Origin of the sequence: Rothia sp. LK2492 (assembly GCF_040946345.1) — a bacterium.
In the GTDB taxonomy this organism is placed as follows: Bacteria; Actinomycetota; Actinomycetes; order Actinomycetales; family Micrococcaceae; genus Rothia; species Rothia endophytica.
Genome location: NZ_JAYWLX010000004.1, coordinates 225330 through 243806, shown reverse-complemented (window position 1 = coordinate 243806; position 18477 = coordinate 225330). Strand labels below are relative to the sequence as shown.

The window sequence follows — 18477 nt, the reverse complement described above, 5'->3', positions numbered from 1 at the left end:
TTCTCTGACCTGTACCCAGGTAAACTAAGCAGTCCCATATCTTCCCTGAATATCCCAAGAAATCAGATGACACCTTCACCACGCACTGCCTCCACACTTACCCCTGAAGAACGCCAGTCTGTTTGGCGCACCCTGCGTAACCCCCGCTTGCTGCTGGTGGAGCTGTTGGCCGGCGTAGTGGTGGCGCTGGCGCTGATTCCTGAAGCGCTGGCTTTTGCGGTGGTGGCGGGAGTTGACCCGCGTATGGGGCTTTTTACCTCGGTAACTATGGCGATCGTTATTGCTATCACCGGCGGACGCCCCGCAATGGTCTCTGGTGCAGCAGGCTCCACTGCCCTCGTGCTGGCGCCGCTGACCGCCAGCTACGGAGTGGACTACCTCGTTGCAGCGGTGCTCCTGGGTGGGTTGATGCAAGTTCTCCTCGCGGTTCTTGGTGTTGCTCAGCTGATGCGCTTTATTCCCCGGCAGGTCATGGTGGGTTTTGTGAACGCCCTGGCCATCCTGATTTTCTCTTCCCAGCTGCCTCAGCTCATAGGAGTGCCCTGGGCAGTCTATCCCCTGGTAGCCGTGGGTCTACTCATCGTGATTTACCTGCCGAAGCTGACCACCGCCGTCCCCGCGCCTCTGGTTGCCATTGTGCTACTCACCGCTTTCACAGTTTTCGCTGGGGTCAAAGTGCCCACCGTAGGTGACCACGGGGCTCTCCCTGATTCCTTGCCTGCTTTCTTTATTCCTGATGTTCCCTTCACCGGAGAAACCCTGCAGATTATCGCACCCTTTGCGCTGGGGCTTGCCATGGTGGGGCTGGTCGAGTCGCTCATGACCGCCAAGCTGGTAGACGACATCACCGACACCCACTCAGATAAAACCCGTGAATCCTGGGGTCAGGGGGTAGCCAACCTGGTGACCGGCCTCTTTGGTGGCATGGGTGGCTGCGCCATGATCGGCCAGACCATGATCAACATCAATGGTGCCCGGGCCCGCACTCGCCTATCGGTATTCTTTGGCGGCGTCTTCATCCTGGTACTATCTGTGACCCTAGGCGATATTGTTGCTCTGATTCCCATGGCTGCTCTCGTGGCGCTGATGATCGTGGTCGCAGCAACTACCTTTGACTGGCATTCCATCCGCCCCGCAACCCTGCGCGTCCTGCCGAAGGCAGAGACCCTGGTCATGGTATCCACCGTGCTGGTGACGGTACTGACCGATAACCTTGCCTACGGTGTGGGGGCCGGTATTTTGGTAGCGATGGCCTTCTTTGCCCGCCGGGTTGCACGCTTTGTGACCGTTGAGCGCAGTCTCGAGGCTAGCAGCGACAGCGGGCAGAACGCCGCCCGCGCGGTTTACCGGGTGGACGGCCAGCTCTTCTTTGCCTCGTCCAACGATCTCTACACCCTCTTTGAATACGCTGAGGACCCTAACCAGGTAGTTATTGACCTCAGCAGTGCAAACATCTGGGATGCCTCTACCGTTTCAGCGCTGGACGCCATCACCGCTAAGTACCAGAAACTGGGCAAGACCGTTACAGTCGTTGGGCTGAACACCACCAGTGAAGATTTACATGGCCGGCTGACCGGCCGGCTGGGCTAACAGTACCGGGCTAGCAAGGTAAAAACCACCAACGGGAAAACCCCAGGATCTCACGTGCGAAAGTGAGCCTGGGGTTTTCTTGCGATACGGTGATTACTTTCCCTGCTGGGGCAGGGAGGAAGAAATTTTAGTCGTCGGTGACGATAACGTCCACAGGAATGTTGCCTCGGGTTGCATTGGAGTAGGGGCAGACCTGGTGCGCGGCGTCCGCGAGCGCCTGAGCTTCTGCGTGCTCCATCTCAGGAATGACGACCTCAAGCACTACGGCCAGGCCGAAGCCTTCGCCCTGCTTGCCGATAGAGACCTTAGCACCAACGGCTGAGCCTTCGATGTTCTTTTTCTGGGCACGGGCTACCATCTGGAGCGCTGAGTGGAAGCAGGCTGCGTAACCGGCTGCAAAGAGCTGCTCGGGGTTGTTGCCCTTACCGGAGCCGCCCATTTCTTGGGGGACAGCCAGGTTGGCTTCGAAGCTACCATCGGCGGTGCGCACGTGCCCGTTGCGCCCTTCGCCCGTGGCGAGGGCTTCGGTGGTGTAGAGAATTTCTAGATTTTCCATGGGGTTCTCCTTCAAAAGAAAATAGTTATTTGATTGTACACAATCTAGTTGTACACAATCAATCTGTCTTGCTAAATAATTACGCGCAATCTATGTTAAGGGTATGACTTCCACCGACACTTTGGCGCTTGATAACCAACTCTGCTTTTCCCTCTACCGGGCGCAACGTCTCATGACCCGCACTTACCAAGACCTCCTTAAAGAATTAGGGCTGACCTACCCCCAGTACCTGGCGATGCTGGTGCTTTGGGAGACTCAGGGGCCTGTCACCATGAAGGAGTTAGCCGCCCGCCTAGAGTTGGACTCGGGAACCCTCACACCGCTGGTGAAGCGCCTGGTGGCCATGGGTCTGGTCAGCAAAGAGCGGGACGTCGCGGACGAGCGCCGTGCCATCCTTCTCTTGACGGATGCCGGAACAGCCTTACGGAGTCAGGCGGAGAAGGTACCAGGTCAGATTTACGCTCTCTGCAACAGTGAAGGGCTAGACCTTCACACGGTAAAGGGCGAACTGGATGCGCTCTCTCAGCACCTCTCCAAGCGCTAAGCGCGGCGAAAGTGGGCACTCCGAGGGCACACCGGCGGCGTCCTGCATCGGCACCACCAGAGACAACAGAGCACACCCAGCAAAAGCACTGCTAGCACTGTATGCCGCAGCGGGTGGGCAGGGGCGAGGCGCAAGTATGCAAGGGCTCTCTTCATAGGCTCAGAGTACGCCCAAACCGCACCGGGTAGAATAGTGCCCGTGTCTCATACCGAATTTTCTGACCCCAGCTTTTACTTCACTCTCGGCAAGCGTCTGAGCGAAACCGCCAAGCCCAGCGCCGAGCGCGTCGCTGCCAACGGCGGCGAGTTCCGCGGGCGCACCGGCGTCATCCATACTCCGCACGGAGACATCAAAACCCCCGCTTTCACACCGGTTGGCACCAAGGCAACAGTCAAGGCAGTTCTACCCGAGGCTATGAAAGACTTGGGTTCCCAGGCCCTGCTCTCTAACGCCTACCACCTCTACTTGCAGCCCGGCCCCGATGTGCTGGACGCCGCCGGCGGCCTGGGCAAGTTCATGAACTGGGATGGCCCTACCTTCACCGACTCCGGAGGTTTTCAGGTGATGAGCCTGGGTTCGGGCTTCAAGAAGGTCATTGACATGGGCACCGTCGCCAACGCTACTGGCGCTGACGGCCGCCCCCTGGGTGACGACGACGTTGCCACCGGCAAGGAGCGCATGGCGCACGTGGACGATGACGGGGTCTTCTTCAAGTCCCATATCAACGGCGATATACACCGCTTTACCCCCGAAGTTTCCATGCAGGTACAGCATAAGATCGGTGCGGACGTCATGTTCGCCTTCGACGAGCTGACCACCCTCTATAACTCCCGCGCCTACCAGGAAGAAGCCCTGGAACGCACCCGCCTCTGGGCACTACGCTGCATCGCTGAGCACCAGCGTCTTACCGAGCAGCGCTCCCACAAGCCCTACCAGGCACTGTTCGGCGTCATTCAGGGCGCCCAGTACGAGGACCTGCGCCGCAAGGCCTGCCAGGATTTAGGTGATATGCCCTTCGATGGTTTCGGTCTGGGCGGTGCCCTAGAAAAGGAAAACTTAGGCACAATCGTCCGCTGGTGCGCCGAGGAACTGCCCGAGAACAAGCCCCGCCACCTGCTGGGCATCTCTGAGCCCGATGATATCTTTGTCGGTATCGAAAACGGTGTGGACACCTTCGACTGCGTCTCCCCCACCCGCGTGGCGCGTAACGCCGCGGTCTACACCCCCGACGGGCGCTTCAATCTGACGAACGCCCGCTACAAGACGGACTTCACCCCCATCTTCGAAGGTTGTGACTGCTACACCTGCACTCACTACACCAAGGCCTACATCCACCACCTCTTCAAGGCGGACGAGCGCCTTAGCGCCACCCTGGCATCCATCCACAACGAACGCTTCATTGTGAAGATGGTGGACGACGCCCGCGAGGCTATCGAAGACGGCACCTACTTTGAGTACCGCGACGAATTCTTGCGCCGCTACTACGCCAAGAAGGAAGCACAGCTCAAAGCGCAGGAAGAAGCCCAGGCGCGCAAGGCCGCCAAAGAAGCCGAGCGTGCGGCAGCGGCCCAGGCACGCTGGGAAGCCAACGCCAAGGCTAAAGCTGAGGCAGAGGCGAGGCGCGCAGCTGAAGCTAAATTTCAAGCCGACGCAGACTCACTCAAGATTTCAGAAGTAACCGACCAGTCAGAAAATGAGGCATCAGCATGAATCAGTTTGAACTCGAAGACCTAGACCCAGCAGAGGTGCTGACCTACCGGCATGAATTCTCGGCAACCCCCGAAGAAATTTACGGCGCCTTCCTTGACCCCACACTCTTCGTGCAGTGGTTTGGCCCCAAGGAGTGGAAGGTCATTCCCAGCACTCTGACCCTGGAACCGGTGACCGGCGGCCGCCAGCAGTTCGTTATGCGCCACACGGTTAACCCCAAATACCAGGCACCCATGTACATGCGTTTCATTGAAATGAAAGAACCAAGCCTCATCGAATACCGCGAGGCCCTACCTACACCTCAGGGTAAGCCCAGCGATACCCTGGTAGGTCTGCGCATCTCAATAGAGTCCGGCACCGCCGTGACCGAGGACGGCGTGGGCGAAGGAACCATCGTGACCCTAACCCAGGGGCCCCTGCCCGAAGCTGCCCAGGAGCACTCCCGCGAAAGCTGGGTGGGTTCATTTGAGTCACTGTCGGCTCTCTTGAAGAAGGCCTAGCCACCCACGGCATCGCCCATATTCAGGGGGACCGCCTACAGTGCTCGCAACACCAGTCAGTCCATCCCTACCTGCACCTTTTCACACGATGCGGAGCTAGCTGACCTACTGATCTAAGGTACCAGCATCTGCCCCATTGAGAGTGTGAGCTTATAAAGAAGTGAGGGCACACCAGCGCTTTAGCCGACATAGCCTGCCAGTAGCTCCCGCTGGTGCCTGGTCAGGCGGGTCAGCCGCTGGTGAGTTGAATGATAAAAAGCCAGAACGGTTGAGCCGCTCACGCAGTGGGTGCCGGTCACCGGGTCAAAGACTTCGTAAGTCACGGTCAAAGTGGCGGGAGTGACGGCGGTAAGACGCACGTCGATGCGCACGGGTTCGCCACGGTACTCTAGCTGTGCGCGATATTTGATGTGGTTTTCAGCAACCAGCGCCTGAATTCCCTCTTCTAGCTCGCTAAAGAGCGGGATAAGCGCAAGTGCTGACCCTTTGCCAGAGGACGGCGGAGCGCCAAAGACCGCGATACGTGCCTCTTCTAGAATCTGAAGCAGGGTAACGTTGTTGATGTGCCCATAGGCGTCCATATCGCCCCAGCGCAGGGGAATGTGGACGGTCAGGACGTTGGACTGAGCTGGGATGGTCATGCTTTAAGGATAGTGCGGGGCTTGCCAACACAGACAGTGAACGCATCCTGAAGACCTAGTGATTCATTAATAACTACGGTCTATATAATAACCATTCTCAACTACAAGTAGTTGGTACTACCGTCTGCCCCCTGCGTGAGAGGCCACAGCGGCGTCCGCTTCAGCAAAAGCCTCCTCATGCCCGGTATGCGACCGCTTAACCACCCCAAAGTAGATCATGGTGAGAATCAAGAAGTAACCGATACCTATGGACGCAGGCAGCGCATTACCGCTACGGGCAAAGAGAGCAGCCCAAATAGCCAGTAGCAAGAGCACGCCGATGCCGGCGGTCAGGCGTCCACCCCACATACGGAAGGCGGAAGAATTACCCTCAGCACCCTTGTAGGCAATGTAGGCAAGCAGAATCAACACCCATACCGTGAGTGCACAGACCATGGTCAAGGTCATCATCATGCCGAAAGCTCCACCGGGGTTAAAGATCGCCAGTAACATCGCCAGCACCACACCTGAACAGGACGCCCACATGGCACGCACGGGGATGCCACCACCGCTTACTTTCCCCAGAGTGACAGGAGCCATTTTCTCAGCAGCAAGGGAGTGCATGAGACGGGTACCCGCGTAGAGGTTGGCGTTAGCCGCTGATAGAGCTGCCACCAGAATGATGAAGTTGGTAATACCGGCAATGGCCGGCACACCAATTTCAGAAAAGACCAAAACGAAGGGGGAGGCCTCAACGGAGCCATCCAGCTGAGCCGCCCGCTGCCAGGGAATAATGGAGACCACAATGAAGAGTGAGACCACATAGATGGTGGCTAGACGCCACATGTTGGCCTTAGTGGAGGCTCGCACCGAACGCACCGGGTCTTTAGCCTCCGCTGCAGAAATAGACAACATCTCAATGCCGCCGAAGGAGAACATCACAACGGCTAGAGAGAGCCAGACGCCCTCAATACCCATAGGCATGAAGCCGCCATCATTGGTGAGATGAGCCGTGCCGGAGGCCTCATGCCCGGGGAAGCCGACAAAGACCAGAGCCAGGCCCACAAGCACGAAAAGCAGCAGGGCAATGACTTTAATGGAGGACAGGAAGAACTCCATAGTGCCAAAGTACTTGACACTGCGGATATTCAGCAAAATGATTGCCACACCAAAAACAGCGATGCCCACCCAGAGCGGAAGGCCAGGCCACCAGTACTGCAGGTAGGCACCCACCGCGACCAGCTCAATACCGGTAATAATGGCGGTAACGGTCCAGTAGGCCCAGCGGGTCAGGTAGCCAGCGTAAGCACCCAGGTAGCGGCCGGCAATAGAGCCGAATCCGCCGCGTACGGGGTAGCGGACCGCCATTTCACCGGTTGACGCCGCAATGATGGCAGCAACCAGCGAACCAATCGCGTAGGAAAGAATAACGGCGGGGCCAGCTAGCGCGATAGCGCCGCTCGAGCCCAAAAAGAGGCCGGTGCCCAGCGCTGAGCCCAGAACAATCATGGTCATTTGGCCGTGTGTCAGCGAGCGCTTGAGGCCGGGCTGGTGTGTGTGAGACTGTGCCACGGTATGCCTTTGCGTGTAGGTGTGGTGCAAGAGAACGCCGCCACCCGGCTCTCTGCCGGTGGGCAGGGGCGGGCGGCGGCGTCCTTAGTGATAAGAACTGTGTCTAAGTTTAGCTCTTCTTGCTTGCGGCGGGGATCTGTGAAGTAACGGCTCGTACCTCGTCGAAGGCGTCCTCGCTGGTTTGCACGCCCTTGTTGACTCCGGCGAAGTAGAGCACAGTAATTAGGGCAAAGAAGCCCAGACCCACACTGACGGAGGTGAGCATGGTACTACTGACGAAGAACATGGCGATGAAGGTTGCCAGCACGCCGGCCAGTGCCACCAGAGCGGTTGCGCTGCCGCCAAAGACGCGGAAGGGGGAGGCGTTGCCTTCCTTGCGCTTGAAGGCGATGTAGGACAGCAGAATCATGCTCCACACCACGAGTACGCACACGGTCACCAGTGCCATCATGTAGCTGAAGATGTTACCTACGCCCGAGATCGCCATGACCATAGCGACCACAGCACCCACCGAGGAGACGGTTAGTGCAATGGCGGGGATACCGCTGCCACTGGTGCGGGAGAGCACCTTAGGTGCCATGCGTTCGTGACCCAGGGAGTGCAGCAGGCGGGTTGCTGCGTAGAGGGCAGCATTAGCGCCGGAGAGGGCCGCTGTGAGTACCACGAAGTTGGTGATGCCACCGATGTAGGGAATACCTAGTTCGGTAAAGACCATGACGAAGGGGGAGCCTTCAATTTCGCCGGTGAGCTGGGAGGCGTTGCGCCAGGGAATGATGGCAACAACAACAAAGAGGGAGAGCACGTAGAAGGTGGCAAGGCGCCACATCATCGCTTTGGCTGAGGAGCGGACCGAGCGGACGGGGTCCTTAGCTTCTGCTGCTGAGATGGAGATCAGCTCGATACCGCCAAAGGAGAACATGACCACGGCGAGCGCCAGCCAGATGGAGGCGGGGCCGTTGGGCACGAAGCCACCGTCGGCGGTCAGGTTAGCTACACCGGTGGCGTCCTGGCCGGGCAGGCCGAAGAAGACCAGGGCTAGGCCGAAGATGATGAAGAGGATGACGGCGCTGACCTTGATGGAGGAGAGGAGGAACTCTACGGTGCCGAAGGATTTTACACTGGTGAGGTTGAGCACGAAGATGGCGCCGCCAGCGATGAGAACCCAGATCCAGAGGGGTGCCTGGGGGTACCAGTAGGCCATGTACTTACCCACGGCTACGACCTCTGCGCCTGCTAGGGTCACGGTGGTCATCCAGTAGGCCCAGCGGGTGAGGTAGCCAGAGAAGGGGCCCAGGAACTTACCGGCGATGGTACCAAAGCCACCGCGCACAGGGTAGCGCACGGCCATTTCACCGGCACAGGCGCCGATAATGGCCGCAATGAGAGAGCCGATAGCGTAGGAGACGATGACTGCCGGGCCAGCGATGCCGATGGCTGCGCCTGAGCCCAAGAAGAGGCCGGTGCCAACAGCAAGTCCCAGGGCAATCATGGTCATCTGCCCATTGGACAGTGAGCGGGCGAGCTCGCCGCCCTGCTGAGTTCCGGTCGTGGGTTGTGCCATGAACGAGCCTCACCTTCAAAAGAGTATGTATGTAATGAACCGCAAGTTTACACAGGTTTCCCCTGCAAAAACGTGCCTTGCTGAAAGACCATTATGCAGTGAGATACAGCTCACCCTCTTGGTTGTTAGTGCAAGCTCTTGGGTGATGAGAACCGAATGACTAGCGATATTGTTAGGCAGCTCCGTAGCTAGGTTCGCGGCGCTTGAACCAGGCAATGACCGGGTAAGTGATGGGTAGCAGGATAAACTCAACGGCGCACTTATAGACGTAGCCCACCAGCACATAGTTGAGGAATTGGGAGAAAGTTGTAATTCCGAGAATAGGGGCGGCAATGGAGCAGAAAATGATGGTATCTGCCAGCTCGCCCACCAGGGTTGAACCCATGAGACGGCCCCAGAGATGCTTGCCGCCGGTTTTTTCTTTGAGTTTTACCATCACCCAGGAGTTCAGCAGCTGACCGGTCAGGTAGCCCAACAAGGAGCCACCCACAATCAGGGGCACGGGGCCCAGCACGGCCGCTAGGGCATCCTGGTTTTCGTAGAAGTCAGCACCGGGCAAGCTAATGAGCACCCAGAAACTCAGGGCAGCAAGAGCAGCAGCCACGAAGCTAGCAACGATCGCCCGGCGGGCCAGGCGGAAGCCGTAGACCTCACTGATGATATCGCCCAAGACATAGGCCAGAGGGAAGAGGAAGAAGCCACCATCGGTCAGAATAGGCCCAAATGCCACGGCTTTGGTGGCACCAATATTGGAGAGGATCAGCAGCACACAGGAGGCCGCTAGCAACAGATCAAAGTAGGTGCGGGCTGGGCGGGCGAACTGGGCGCCGGCAGGTGAGTGTGAAGATGTCATAGTTTTCAAAGAGTTCGGGGACGCGATGACGCAAGGGCGCACCGAAACACTGAGTCAAGCACGCCAAAGAAAGCAGAAGTCACCCTTTACTCAAGGGAACTGCTGCGCTTATTCTTGCGTGCCCATCTGCCACCTGGGCGAAATAATCCTAGCAGAAGGTATCCAAAAATCATATTTACTGACATATCAGTCGGCTTTGTCACCTAAGAATAGATTTTGCTGACAAACCTTAGTAGAGTGTCATTATGCCTAGAATCTCAGCAGCCTCTAATGCCGCCCAGCGCGAGAACACCAAGCGCGCCATCCTCGACTCCTTCGGTCGTCTACTTTATGAACGCGGGCTACCGGGTCTCACTATGACCCACGTTGCCAAGACCGCCGGCATTGGCCGTACTGCGGTCTACAACTATTTCGCTGATATGGGCGAGTTGCTGATTGCCTACGCCCTCGATGAAACGGGCCGCTTCCTCACCGACTTACGCTCAGCCCTAGAAGGTGTAGAGAACCCCATTGACCGCCTGGCAATCTATGTGCGTCTGCAGATTGAAGACCTCTCCCGCCGGCACATGCCCCCCGGTCCCGCCATGCGTTCGGTTCTCTCCCCTGAAGCTTTCGCCAAACTGGGTGACCACGTGCGCGAGTTACAGATGGTCCTGGCCGACATTCTTTCGGCAGCCATCGAGCAGGGTTACCTGCCCCAGAATGATATTCGAGAGCTAGCGCAGCTGGTTCACGGTTCATTATCATCGAGTGCCGACCGCACCGACGACGCCGAAAATCACGAGGCTCGTGAGCGGCACATTGAGAGCACCATCCGCTTTATCCAGATGGGTCTAGGGGCCCGGTTTGATGCAGAAGGGCGGCCAGTTCCGCTATCTGAGACTCCTCACCTTTATCTGGCAGAAGCGTCCTAGAGTTTTACTGCTCTGCCCCGAGGAGGCCGGAGGCTAGGGCATCTAGGTTGAGCACACGGGCATACATGACAGCCCGGCGTTGCAGGGCGGTGCGTAGCGCCCGGTGCACCCCGTCCTCGAGGTAAAGTTCACCGCGATACTGCACGACGTGCGGGAAGAGGTCACCGTAAAAGGTGGAATCTTCAGCTAGCAGAGTCTCAAGGTTGAGGTGCTTCTGAGTGGTCACCAGACGGTCTAGGCGCACCTGTGAGGGAGCTATGGAACCCCAACTGCGCTGGGTGAGCCCGTGGTCGGGGTAGGGGCGGTGATCGCCCACGCCTTTGAAAATCATGGCTCTATTCTAGGGCTCAACACTGACCTCTACTAACTTCGAACCCCCTGGCTCGATCCGGTGGCAAGGGCGCGTTTTAAAGTCTTGAGGTATTCGTTGATTTTGTGGTGCCTCAAGTGTTTAATCAGGTCAAGAAACTCTAGTGCGCTCAGCGCCACCCTACAAGGACACCATGCTCTATAAGACACAGCTCAGCGGGGCTTCAGTGGGAATCGTTATGGGCTCTTTCGCGCCCATGCACCGCGGACACATTGATCGTATTTTGCGTGCCAAAAAGCAAAACCTAGGTGGCACCTTGGTGATCGTTACCGGTAGTTCTCAGGACGCCGGTGAGCTAGCGGGCATGAAGCATACCAAGCGTTACCGCTACGTTTCGGAGCACTTCAAAAATGACCCCCTGGTGATTGTGGCGTCCCTCGATGAAACGGATCTGTCAGCACGGGATCGGCTCGCTCAGGTGCAGGTTCTTTGGGATACCCATGTCGCCGCCGGCGCGGAGCGCATCTGGTACACCGGAGCCAGCGGTCACGCAGGCTCCTTACCTCTTAGCCCCGATGAGCGCCTGGTGACCGATGGCGAAAGCGCCGTGTACCTCTGCACCACTACCGTCCGCGCTAACCCTCTCGCTCACTGGGATCTTCTCGCGCCTCCCTTCCGCCGTTTCTTCACCAAGAACGTGCTGGTGATGGGCGCGGCGTCCGGCGGTAAAACCACACTGCTTGAAGATCTGGGCAAGCTCTATAACGCCCCTTATTCTTATGAATACGCGCGCAGCTACCAGGTAGAAGCCAATATTCGCGACGAAGATTATGATCAGCTGGATTACCAGAACGTGTTGACCGGTCAGTTTAATCTCAACCGAGAAACCATCGACCACCCCGCCAACCGGGGGCTGGCGCTGATGGATACCGATACCATGGTGACCAAAGCCTACGCCCAGATGAGTGCAGAGGACCCCGCTAGCGCGCTCTCGGCAGCTGATTATCAGTCCTTACTGCCCATGGCAGATTCTCTCATTGCTAAAGCCCGATGGGATCTCATTCTCTTCATACCCCCGGTAGGCTCCGCCAACTACACTCGTGACGGTTTCCGATCCGAGACCAACACCTCAGATCATTACCTCAACGATATTTCCCAGCGCATGTTGCAGGAAGTCCGCTCAGCAGGGCTAACCGACCGGCTTGTGATGCTGGACGGCGCGGATTACGCCGAACGCTACGAACAGGCCAAGGCCGCCATCGCCGCCCTTCTGACTTAACCCCACCTTTGACCCATATCCCTTCACACCGTGGAGCTATTCATGCCCCTTGCCACCGCCCCTGCGCACCCGCAGAACCCTCTAGCCCGCACCATCCGGGCTGTGTGCACCGACCTTTTTATGGGCTATACCCCCTTTGAGAAAGTCTTCTTCGCTACACTGATTGGTCTACAAATTCTGGTGAGCGCCACAGTTTTTGAGGGCTGGCTGAGCGCCGTCACTGCTGTTGCAGGCATGATCTGCGTGATTCTGGTGGGCAAGGGCAGAATTTCAAACTATTTCTTTGGGGTTATCCAGAATGTTCCCTACCTGATTCTGGCTTTTCAGGCCTATTTCATCGGTGAAATCACCATCGCGGCCTTCTATGTCATCACCCAGTTCTGGGGCCTCTACCTGTGGCGCAAAAATATGCGGGTTGAAAAATCTCAGGCACAGCGTGCAGCCACATCCACTATTGAGGGCGAGCCACGCGACGTCATGACCCGGCGCCTAACTCTGCCCCAGATAGGCCTTGCAGTGGTCATCCTTGGGCTTTTGACATGGGGATACGGTTACCTTTTGACCCAGTGGGGATCAAATCAGCCGTACGTAGATGGGTTCACCACGGTCATCGCGGTGATGGCGCAGATTCTCATGGTCTTTCGCTTCCGTGAGCAGTGGGTGGGCTGGCTAGTGCTCAACGCGGTGCAGATTTACCTCTGGTCTACGGTGGATGGTGGGGGCAACCTAGCCATCATGGCCATGTACGCCGGCTTCATCGCCAACAGCCTCTACGGCTGGTACAACTGGAGCAAGCTCTCGCGCCCGCTACCCCAATCCTAGAGTTAAACTACCGAGGGGCTGAAGTAGACTTCAGCCCCTGGTTTTTTGGGTAAAAAAAGACCGGCTCGAGACAAGTGGGCGTCCGAGCCGGTCAGCGGAGGATGGGGGATTTGAACCCCCGAGGGCGTGAACCCAACACGCGTTCCAGGCGTGCGCCATAGGCCGCTAGGCGAATCCTCCAGGCGTGTTGCTTAGCTGAAAACAGCTTCACGAAAGACAACAGATAGAAGTCTACCCAAGGTTGGGCGTCACCGCAAATCTAACCCAGGTGCCTACTCACATACACGCTCAGCGGTAGGGGCAACGAGGTGAATTTCCTTTTGTGTTTTCTAGGGGCTTACGGTACAGTAATGGGTGCCCCTTACGTGGCGTTATCTTGGAAAACTCCCCCAGGGCCGGAAGGCAGCAAGGGTATCTGGGCTCTGACGGGTGCGTAGGGGGTCTTATTTTGCCCAAAACCTACTGGGGCGGGTTACCCCGGTTCTTATAATGTCAGTCACCAGCACTACACTGTTAAGAGCATGCCCGCGCCGGATGCGGATCCCCGCATGACCCCTGCGGCGTGAGCTTTTTACGCATCCCTAGGAAGGTTTTGTTGTGAGCACTGCGCTGTACCGCCGTTACCGCCCTGAGTCCTTTGCCGACGTCATCGGGCAGGAGCACGTCACCGAACCGCTCTCAACCGCCCTAGAGAAGAACCGCGTCAACCACGCTTACCTCTTCTCGGGCCCGCGCGGCTGCGGTAAAACCACCTCCGCTCGCATCCTGGCCCGCTGCCTCAACTGCGCAGAAGGCCCCACCCCCACCCCCTGCGGGCAGTGCGAATCCTGCAAGGAACTTTCGCGAGACGGCGGCGGCTCTCTCGACGTTATAGAAATGGACGCCGCCTCCCACGGCGGTGTGGACCACGCCCGCGACTTGCGTGAACGCGCCACCTTTGCCCCGGTGCGTGACCGCTACAAGATTTTTATTATTGACGAGGCGCACATGGTCACCCGCGAGGGCTTCAACGCCCTGCTCAAGATTGTGGAAGAACCTCCGGAACACATCAAGTTTATTTTTGCGACTACCGAACCCAACAAGGTTCTGGGCACGATTCGTTCCCGTACCCACCACTATCCCTTCCGTCTCGTGCCACCCGAAACCCTGGGCGCCTTCCTTCAGCAGCTCTGCGCTCAAGAGGGCGTGCAGGTAGCTGATGGCGTTCTACCCCTGGTAGTGCGTGCCGGTGGCGGTTCTGTGCGTGATTCACTCTCTATCCTGGATCAGCTCATGGCTGGTGCTACAGAAGGGCAGGGTATCTCCTATGACCTGGCTGTTGCCCTGCTGGGGTTCACCCACGGTGAGCTACTCGATGACGTCATTGACGCCTTCACCTCCGGCAACGCCGGCACGGTTTTCACCGCTGTAGACCGCGTCGTTCAGACCGGCCAAGATCCCCGCCGCTTTGTCGAGGACCTGCTAGAACGCTTCCGCGATCTCATTATTGTCAAAGCTGTGCCGGGGTCAGCCGCCTCCATTCTGCGTGGCATGGCAGAGGATCAGCTAGAACGCATGCGCGCGCAAGCTGAGAAGCTAGGCTCAGCCGAACTAACCCGTGCAGCAGACGTTACCAATGATGCACTCAACGAAATGAGCGGGGCGGTTAATCCCCAGTTACATCTGGAGCTTCTCTGCGCCCGCATCCTGGTAGCTGCCACTGATTCTTCAGCGGCTTCCCTCGCTGCTCGCCTGGACCAGTTAGAACGTAAGCTAGCCAGCGGAACGTATACTGTACCGCCCCAAGGGCAGGCATCCAAGCAACAGACAGCTCAGCAGGAGCCCCGGGCGACGCAAGAAGCCGCCGTGCCGGCAGCAGCTGCGCAACGCAGCCAAGAACCTGCCCCTCTTCAGCAGGCACCCCAGGCACCTGCTCCGCTCGCGAGTGCTCCACTCGCTGCCGCACCGCTCGCCAACGGCGGGCAGACGGCAGGCAAGCCCGGCGGGAGGTACCAGGCAGCTCCCCAGCGGCCAGCTTCCCGGCAGGTAACCTCCGGGGCAAGCGGTGAGAACACCGTAGATTTGGTGGCTAACTCCTGGAACGACGTGCTAGCTAAAATCCCCTCTGCCTTTGCGCGTGCTGGCTTTGAGAAGTGTCAGCCAGTGCGGTTTGAACAGGGTGCGCTCTTTATTCGTGCCGAAATTGCAGTGCTTCGCCAGGTCAAGGATTATCTGCCGCAGCTACAAAAGGCCCTGCATACCGTACTCGATTTGCAGGTTCAGATTCGTGGCGAGGTCAAGAAGCCCGGTGGGGGCACAGACACCCCAGCACGCGGCCCACAACCAGCCGGTGATGGCAATACTCCTGCGCCGAGCACCCCGCAACAGGCTGTGCCTATTGCTGAGGGGCCGCGCGGCGGTGAACAGGCGTGGGCTTCCCACGGTCAGCCCCGCAGTGAAGCGCCCCCTGCCTGGAGCCAGGACGACTGGAACAAGCCTGTTACCTCCTGGAACGTTGTACCTATCCCCGCTGGTTTGGCACCTGCTCAAGACGGCGGGCAGGGTGAGCAGCCCGCGCCATCAGCGCAGGGTGGCACCGAGGTTCCCCGCGAGGACCCTAACCCGCCTACTACCCCGCACCTGCGCGTCATCAAAGGTGATGCTGACCCGGTGGAATTGGCTAAGGCCCACCACCCCTCTTCAGGGGGGTCCGCGGAGCGACGGAGCATGTCCTTGGCGCCCGATGTCATCGAGGACGCCGATGAAGAGGACTCTGATGGGTCAACCCCTGATGCCGACCAGGCTAAGGCAGAGGATCAGGCTCACGAAAACCGGGGCACTGAACCAACAGTTTCAGCGCATGAAGGGTTAGATCAGCAGACCGTAGAGGGCAGCGAGCACGCTGTATCTACCGAACCGGTACCTGTCTCCGAGGGTCTGGCCGAAGCCGGGCATAAGGAAGCCAATAATGCTGATATCAACCAGTCAGACAGCCCCGAACCTGCGGAACAGACACCGGGAGCCTCTACGCAGGGCGCTCCCCTGGCGCATGAGTACGCAGGCTACGAGGGCGGTTATTTTGATGATGCCCCAGAGCCTGAACCCGAGTATGTCGCGGGGGTAGGCTATGTTTCCCCCGAAAATGCCGCACCTACCATCGAACCCTCCAGCCCGGCAGAGCACTCCCACCAGGTTGAAGCGGGACCCGCTCAGCCTAACTCCGATTTGTCTGACAGGTCTGCCCCCGGGCCAGATCCCCTGGCACATCGTGCAGGAGACACCCAGCAGCAGACCTCGAACACCCTCGCTGCTGCCCCTCACTCGGCGTCCTGGCAAGAAAAGCCCGAGAAAACCGAGAAGAAGAGCGGCAAGCTCTCCTTCCGCGAACGCCACGCAGCGCACATCGCTGCAGGCCAGCGGGCAGTTCAGCAACAGCCAGAAGAGCCGCAGAAACCCCGGGCTGACGAAGATTTCGCCCCCAGCGACGAGGACGTAGCGCTTGAGTCGAGCACCCTCATTGGGCAACGAGCGGTGGAGAAAATTTTGGGCGGCAAGGTCATCGGTGAGCAACCCCTGCACCAGCCCTCCTAAGCTGCCCCTACCCTAAGGATTTTTTGTGTACGAAAGTGCCGTTCAAAACCTCATTGACGAGCTGGGCAGGCTGCCCGGTGTAGGCCCTAAATCTGCCCAGCGCATTGCCTTCTACATCCTCAACGCTGAAGCAGAAGAGATGCAGAAACTCACCGACGCCATCACACGGGTCAAGAAGACCGTGAGCTTCTGCGAGATTTGCGGCAACGTCTCTGAGACTAAACTCTGCACAATCTGCAGGGACGAGAGCCGTGATGTCACAGCCCTGTGCGTGGTCGAAGAGTCTAAAGACGTTGTTGCCATTGAGCGCACCCGCTCCTTTACCGGCCGCTACCACGTACTCGGTGGCTCCATTAACCCCCTGGCGGGTATCGGCCCTGAACAGTTGCGCATTCGTGAACTCGTGGCACGGCTTTCCGATGAACGCATCAACGAGCTGATTCTTGCCATGGACCCTAACCTTGAGGGCGAGGCAACCGCCACCTACCTATCACGTCTTCTGGTGCCCATTGGCATTAGGGTTTCCCGCCTGGCCTCCGGTCTGCCAGTGGGCGGTGATCTTGAGTATGCCGATGAAATTACCCTGGGACGTGCCCTAGAGGGGCGGCGCGTGATCAGCGAAGGTAACCGCTCCCTCCCCGATAACGCTGCCCAGAATTTTGAAGAGGCAGTCGAAAAGGAAGCTCAGCAGAAGGTAGCCGAGGAGGTTGAAAGCAAGCCACGTGCCCGCTGGGCCGGTTCAATGTTTGACGATTTAGGCGCAGACTCTAGTGCCCCGGAGAATCAGCAAGATACGGATCAGCACAAGCCACCGCGCGGTGAGCAGTCTGACCTCAATGAACCCCTGCTAGAAACAGAGCTGGAAGAAGCCGGGCTAGAAGCCCGAGAAGAAGCAACCCAGGATCTGCCGGCAGAAGAGACATCTGTGCAGCCGGTGCCCGGCGAGCTCTCCCCCGAAGAACGCGCCGAGCGGGCAGCGGCCGCAGCCTTTGAAGCCGAAGAAGGGCTGGGTACCCCAGAAACCGGGGAGGCTGATACCAGCGGTGAAGCAGGGCAAGCGCAGGAACGTCGCGAGGCTTACAAGCAGAAGCTCGATGAGCTCAAGAAAACGCCCCTGCGTACGGTAGCACCTACCATTCCACCGATTCCCGGCAAAACCTACGTCAACCCCTGGACCTAACCACCTACGGCTATTCACAGCCCCCACGGGCAAGAACAACGCGTCCTAGGACATTTGCCAGCGCACAAAGCACTAGGGCGCTACCGCCGTAGACCAGGGGTTTTTCAGTAATACGACTGCCCAGCCAGCTACCTGCCACAATCCCCACGGCCTAGGAGTCGGATGCGAAACCATACTGCGTGGGTGAAAGACCCAGGTCGCGTGTCAGGGCAAAGATGCCAGAGACGTCATCCAGGGAGGTACTGGTGACGGTAGTGATCACCAGCAGGATGCCCCGGCTGCTGAGACAAAAATCCCTAACAGCAGAACCCGTAGAGCCGTAGTGTCTCCTTCCGCTGAGCCCTGTGCACGGTTAGTCAATATTCGTTGTCTAAGACTCACGGGGCTTACCCCCGTTGGTTGAGCGTAAAACGCGGTGCGTCCCCGTTCAGGTAGGCGGGTAGCCAGATGCTTTCCCATTCCGGGGCCTCGGCGTGCAGCACGGTTTCCCAGCGCTCCGGGGCTATCTCGGTCAGCCAGTACACCCCGGTCAGGTCATTGCGCTTCAGGTAGCCGTAGTCCACCAGTTCGCGGCGCAGGTAAGCAAAATCGGGCCAGAAAGCCTTCAACGTTTTATTAATCTGCTTCTCGCTGTACTTCACCCCGGGGTCAAAATAGTTGACCAAGTAAAGCAACACGTGCGCCCTCGCCTTGCGTTTAGCGGGGAAGCTGGTGAGCGCGCCGTCCTTGAAAAACCGGCCCACTACGGTGCGGTGTTCGGTTTCTGCGGCCTGTGCCTGTTCCGCTTTCTCGGTGAGGACGAGCGCCCGGGTGGCGGTGTAGTTCAGCCCGGTTTCTACCATGCGGGCGCGCACCAGGGTTTTGAAGTTCTTATTCTGAGTCATTGGTACATCGAC

The 18477-nt window shown here is 58.4% G+C and carries 15 protein-coding genes, 1 tRNA gene, 1 other RNA gene and 1 pseudogene; 10 read left to right on the top strand and 8 right to left on the bottom strand.

Going from position 1 to position 18477, the window contains the following annotated elements; translation table 11 throughout:
* The first annotated feature begins 66 nt into the window (after positions 1-66).
* The gene (locus tag VVR27_RS06590; RefSeq protein WP_368547648.1) at positions 67-1590 is read left to right on the top strand and encodes a SulP family inorganic anion transporter; all 1524 of its coding nucleotides are present in this window, start codon (positions 67-69) and stop codon (positions 1588-1590) included.
* Positions 1591-1717: 127 nt separating this feature from the next.
* On the opposite strand, the gene VVR27_RS06585 is transcribed toward VVR27_RS06590, so the two are convergent.
* Positions 1718-2146, bottom strand: a complete 429-nt coding sequence (locus tag VVR27_RS06585) for an organic hydroperoxide resistance protein (RefSeq protein WP_251380256.1) — start codon at positions 2144-2146, stop codon at positions 1718-1720.
* 103 nt (positions 2147-2249) lie between these two features.
* On the opposite strand from VVR27_RS06585, the gene VVR27_RS06580 reads away from it, so the two are divergent.
* The 3 genes and pseudogenes from VVR27_RS06580 to VVR27_RS06570 all read left to right on the top strand — a co-directional run bounded on the left by VVR27_RS06580 (position 2250) and on the right by VVR27_RS06570 (position 4900).
* Positions 2250-2690: a MarR family winged helix-turn-helix transcriptional regulator gene (locus VVR27_RS06580; protein WP_368547647.1), complete on the top strand. Its 441-nt coding sequence runs from the start codon at positions 2250-2252 to the stop codon at positions 2688-2690.
* Positions 2691-2882: 192 nt separating this feature from the next.
* Positions 2883-4187 (top strand): annotated as a pseudogene (gene tgt / locus VVR27_RS06575) (tRNA guanosine(34) transglycosylase Tgt); the annotation flags it as partial.
* A gap of 209 nt (positions 4188-4396) precedes the next feature.
* Positions 4397-4900 (top strand): SRPBCC domain-containing protein, encoded by a 504-nt coding sequence (locus VVR27_RS06570; protein WP_368547646.1) that lies wholly within the window; start codon positions 4397-4399, stop codon positions 4898-4900.
* Positions 4901-5079: 179 nt separating this feature from the next.
* On the opposite strand, the gene VVR27_RS06565 is transcribed toward VVR27_RS06570, so the two are convergent.
* The 4 genes from VVR27_RS06565 to VVR27_RS06550 all read right to left on the bottom strand — a co-directional run bounded on the left by VVR27_RS06565 (position 5080) and on the right by VVR27_RS06550 (position 9506).
* Positions 5080-5541 (bottom strand): acyl-CoA thioesterase, encoded by a 462-nt coding sequence (locus VVR27_RS06565; protein WP_368547645.1) that lies wholly within the window; start codon positions 5539-5541, stop codon positions 5080-5082.
* A gap of 117 nt (positions 5542-5658) precedes the next feature.
* Positions 5659-7092 (bottom strand): amino acid permease, encoded by a 1434-nt coding sequence (locus VVR27_RS06560; RefSeq protein ID WP_368547644.1) that lies wholly within the window; start codon positions 7090-7092, stop codon positions 5659-5661.
* Positions 7093-7201: 109 nt separating this feature from the next.
* A complete protein-coding gene (locus tag VVR27_RS06555) occupies positions 7202-8653 on the bottom strand; it encodes an amino acid permease (RefSeq protein WP_368547643.1) in 1452 nt (483 codons plus the stop codon).
* A gap of 172 nt (positions 8654-8825) precedes the next feature.
* Positions 8826-9506 carry a queuosine precursor transporter gene (locus VVR27_RS06550; RefSeq protein ID WP_368547642.1) on the bottom strand — a complete coding sequence of 227 codons (681 nt, stop codon included), beginning with the start codon at positions 9504-9506 and terminating at the stop codon, positions 8826-8828.
* A 245-nt stretch (positions 9507-9751) separates the two neighbouring features.
* Here VVR27_RS06550 and VVR27_RS06545 point away from each other — a divergent pair, with 245 nt between their 5' ends.
* Positions 9752-10420, top strand: coding sequence for a TetR/AcrR family transcriptional regulator (locus VVR27_RS06545; protein WP_368547641.1), 669 nt, complete (start codon positions 9752-9754; stop codon positions 10418-10420).
* Between the two features lie 4 nt (positions 10421-10424).
* Here the strand turns inward: VVR27_RS06545 and VVR27_RS06540 are convergent, their stop codons facing one another.
* Complete coding sequence (locus VVR27_RS06540) at positions 10425-10751, bottom strand: type II toxin-antitoxin system VapB family antitoxin (RefSeq protein WP_368547640.1); 327 nt, start codon at positions 10749-10751, stop codon at positions 10425-10427.
* A gap of 142 nt (positions 10752-10893) precedes the next feature.
* Here VVR27_RS06540 and VVR27_RS06535 point away from each other — a divergent pair, with 142 nt between their 5' ends.
* Both VVR27_RS06535 and pnuC read left to right on the top strand, forming a co-directional pair.
* Complete coding sequence (locus VVR27_RS06535) at positions 10894-12009, top strand: AAA family ATPase (RefSeq protein ID WP_368547639.1); 1116 nt, start codon at positions 10894-10896, stop codon at positions 12007-12009.
* Between the two features lie 42 nt (positions 12010-12051).
* Positions 12052-12831 carry a nicotinamide riboside transporter PnuC gene (gene pnuC, locus VVR27_RS06530; RefSeq protein WP_368547638.1) on the top strand — a complete coding sequence of 260 codons (780 nt, stop codon included), beginning with the start codon at positions 12052-12054 and terminating at the stop codon, positions 12829-12831.
* A gap of 95 nt (positions 12832-12926) precedes the next feature.
* Here the strand turns inward: pnuC and VVR27_RS06525 are convergent.
* A tRNA-Ser gene (locus tag VVR27_RS06525) sits at positions 12927-13011 on the bottom strand.
* 172 nt (positions 13012-13183) lie between these two features.
* On the opposite strand from VVR27_RS06525, the gene ffs reads away from it, so the two are divergent.
* From ffs to recR, 3 genes are all read left to right on the top strand, one after another.
* Positions 13184-13280: signal recognition particle sRNA small type (gene ffs, locus VVR27_RS06520), an RNA gene on the top strand.
* Positions 13281-13428: 148 nt separating this feature from the next.
* Positions 13429-16401 carry a DNA polymerase III subunit gamma and tau gene (locus VVR27_RS06515; protein WP_368547637.1) on the top strand — a complete coding sequence of 991 codons (2973 nt, stop codon included), beginning with the start codon at positions 13429-13431 and terminating at the stop codon, positions 16399-16401.
* A 25-nt stretch (positions 16402-16426) separates the two neighbouring features.
* Positions 16427-17581: a recombination mediator RecR gene (gene recR, locus VVR27_RS06510; protein ID WP_368547636.1), complete on the top strand. Its 1155-nt coding sequence runs from the start codon at positions 16427-16429 to the stop codon at positions 17579-17581.
* Positions 17582-17967: 386 nt separating this feature from the next.
* Here the strand turns inward: recR and VVR27_RS06505 are convergent, their stop codons facing one another.
* Positions 17968-18465 carry a DUF2087 domain-containing protein gene (locus tag VVR27_RS06505; protein ID WP_346872647.1) on the bottom strand — a complete coding sequence of 166 codons (498 nt, stop codon included), beginning with the start codon at positions 18463-18465 and terminating at the stop codon, positions 17968-17970.
* Positions 18466-18477 lie beyond the last annotated feature (12 nt).

Coding starts and splice junctions, on each gene's coding strand:
- VVR27_RS06590 (WP_368547648.1), top strand. CDS start 67: ATGACACCTTCACCACGCACTGCCTCCACACTTACCCCTGAAGAACGC.
- VVR27_RS06585 (WP_251380256.1), bottom strand. CDS start 2,146: ATGGAAAATCTAGAAATTCTCTACACCACCGAAGCCCTCGCCACGGGC.
- VVR27_RS06580 (WP_368547647.1), top strand. CDS start 2,250: ATGACTTCCACCGACACTTTGGCGCTTGATAACCAACTCTGCTTTTCC.
- VVR27_RS06570 (WP_368547646.1), top strand. CDS start 4,397: ATGAATCAGTTTGAACTCGAAGACCTAGACCCAGCAGAGGTGCTGACC.
- VVR27_RS06565 (WP_368547645.1), bottom strand. CDS start 5,541: ATGACCATCCCAGCTCAGTCCAACGTCCTGACCGTCCACATTCCCCTG.
- VVR27_RS06555 (WP_368547643.1), bottom strand. CDS start 8,653: ATGGCACAACCCACGACCGGAACTCAGCAGGGCGGCGAGCTCGCCCGC.
- VVR27_RS06550 (WP_368547642.1), bottom strand. CDS start 9,506: ATGACATCTTCACACTCACCTGCCGGCGCCCAGTTCGCCCGCCCAGCC.
- VVR27_RS06545 (WP_368547641.1), top strand. CDS start 9,752: ATGCCTAGAATCTCAGCAGCCTCTAATGCCGCCCAGCGCGAGAACACC.
- VVR27_RS06540 (WP_368547640.1), bottom strand. CDS start 10,751: ATGATTTTCAAAGGCGTGGGCGATCACCGCCCCTACCCCGACCACGGG.
- pnuC (WP_368547638.1), top strand. CDS start 12,052: ATGCCCCTTGCCACCGCCCCTGCGCACCCGCAGAACCCTCTAGCCCGC.
- VVR27_RS06505 (WP_346872647.1), bottom strand. CDS start 18,465: ATGACTCAGAATAAGAACTTCAAAACCCTGGTGCGCGCCCGCATGGTA.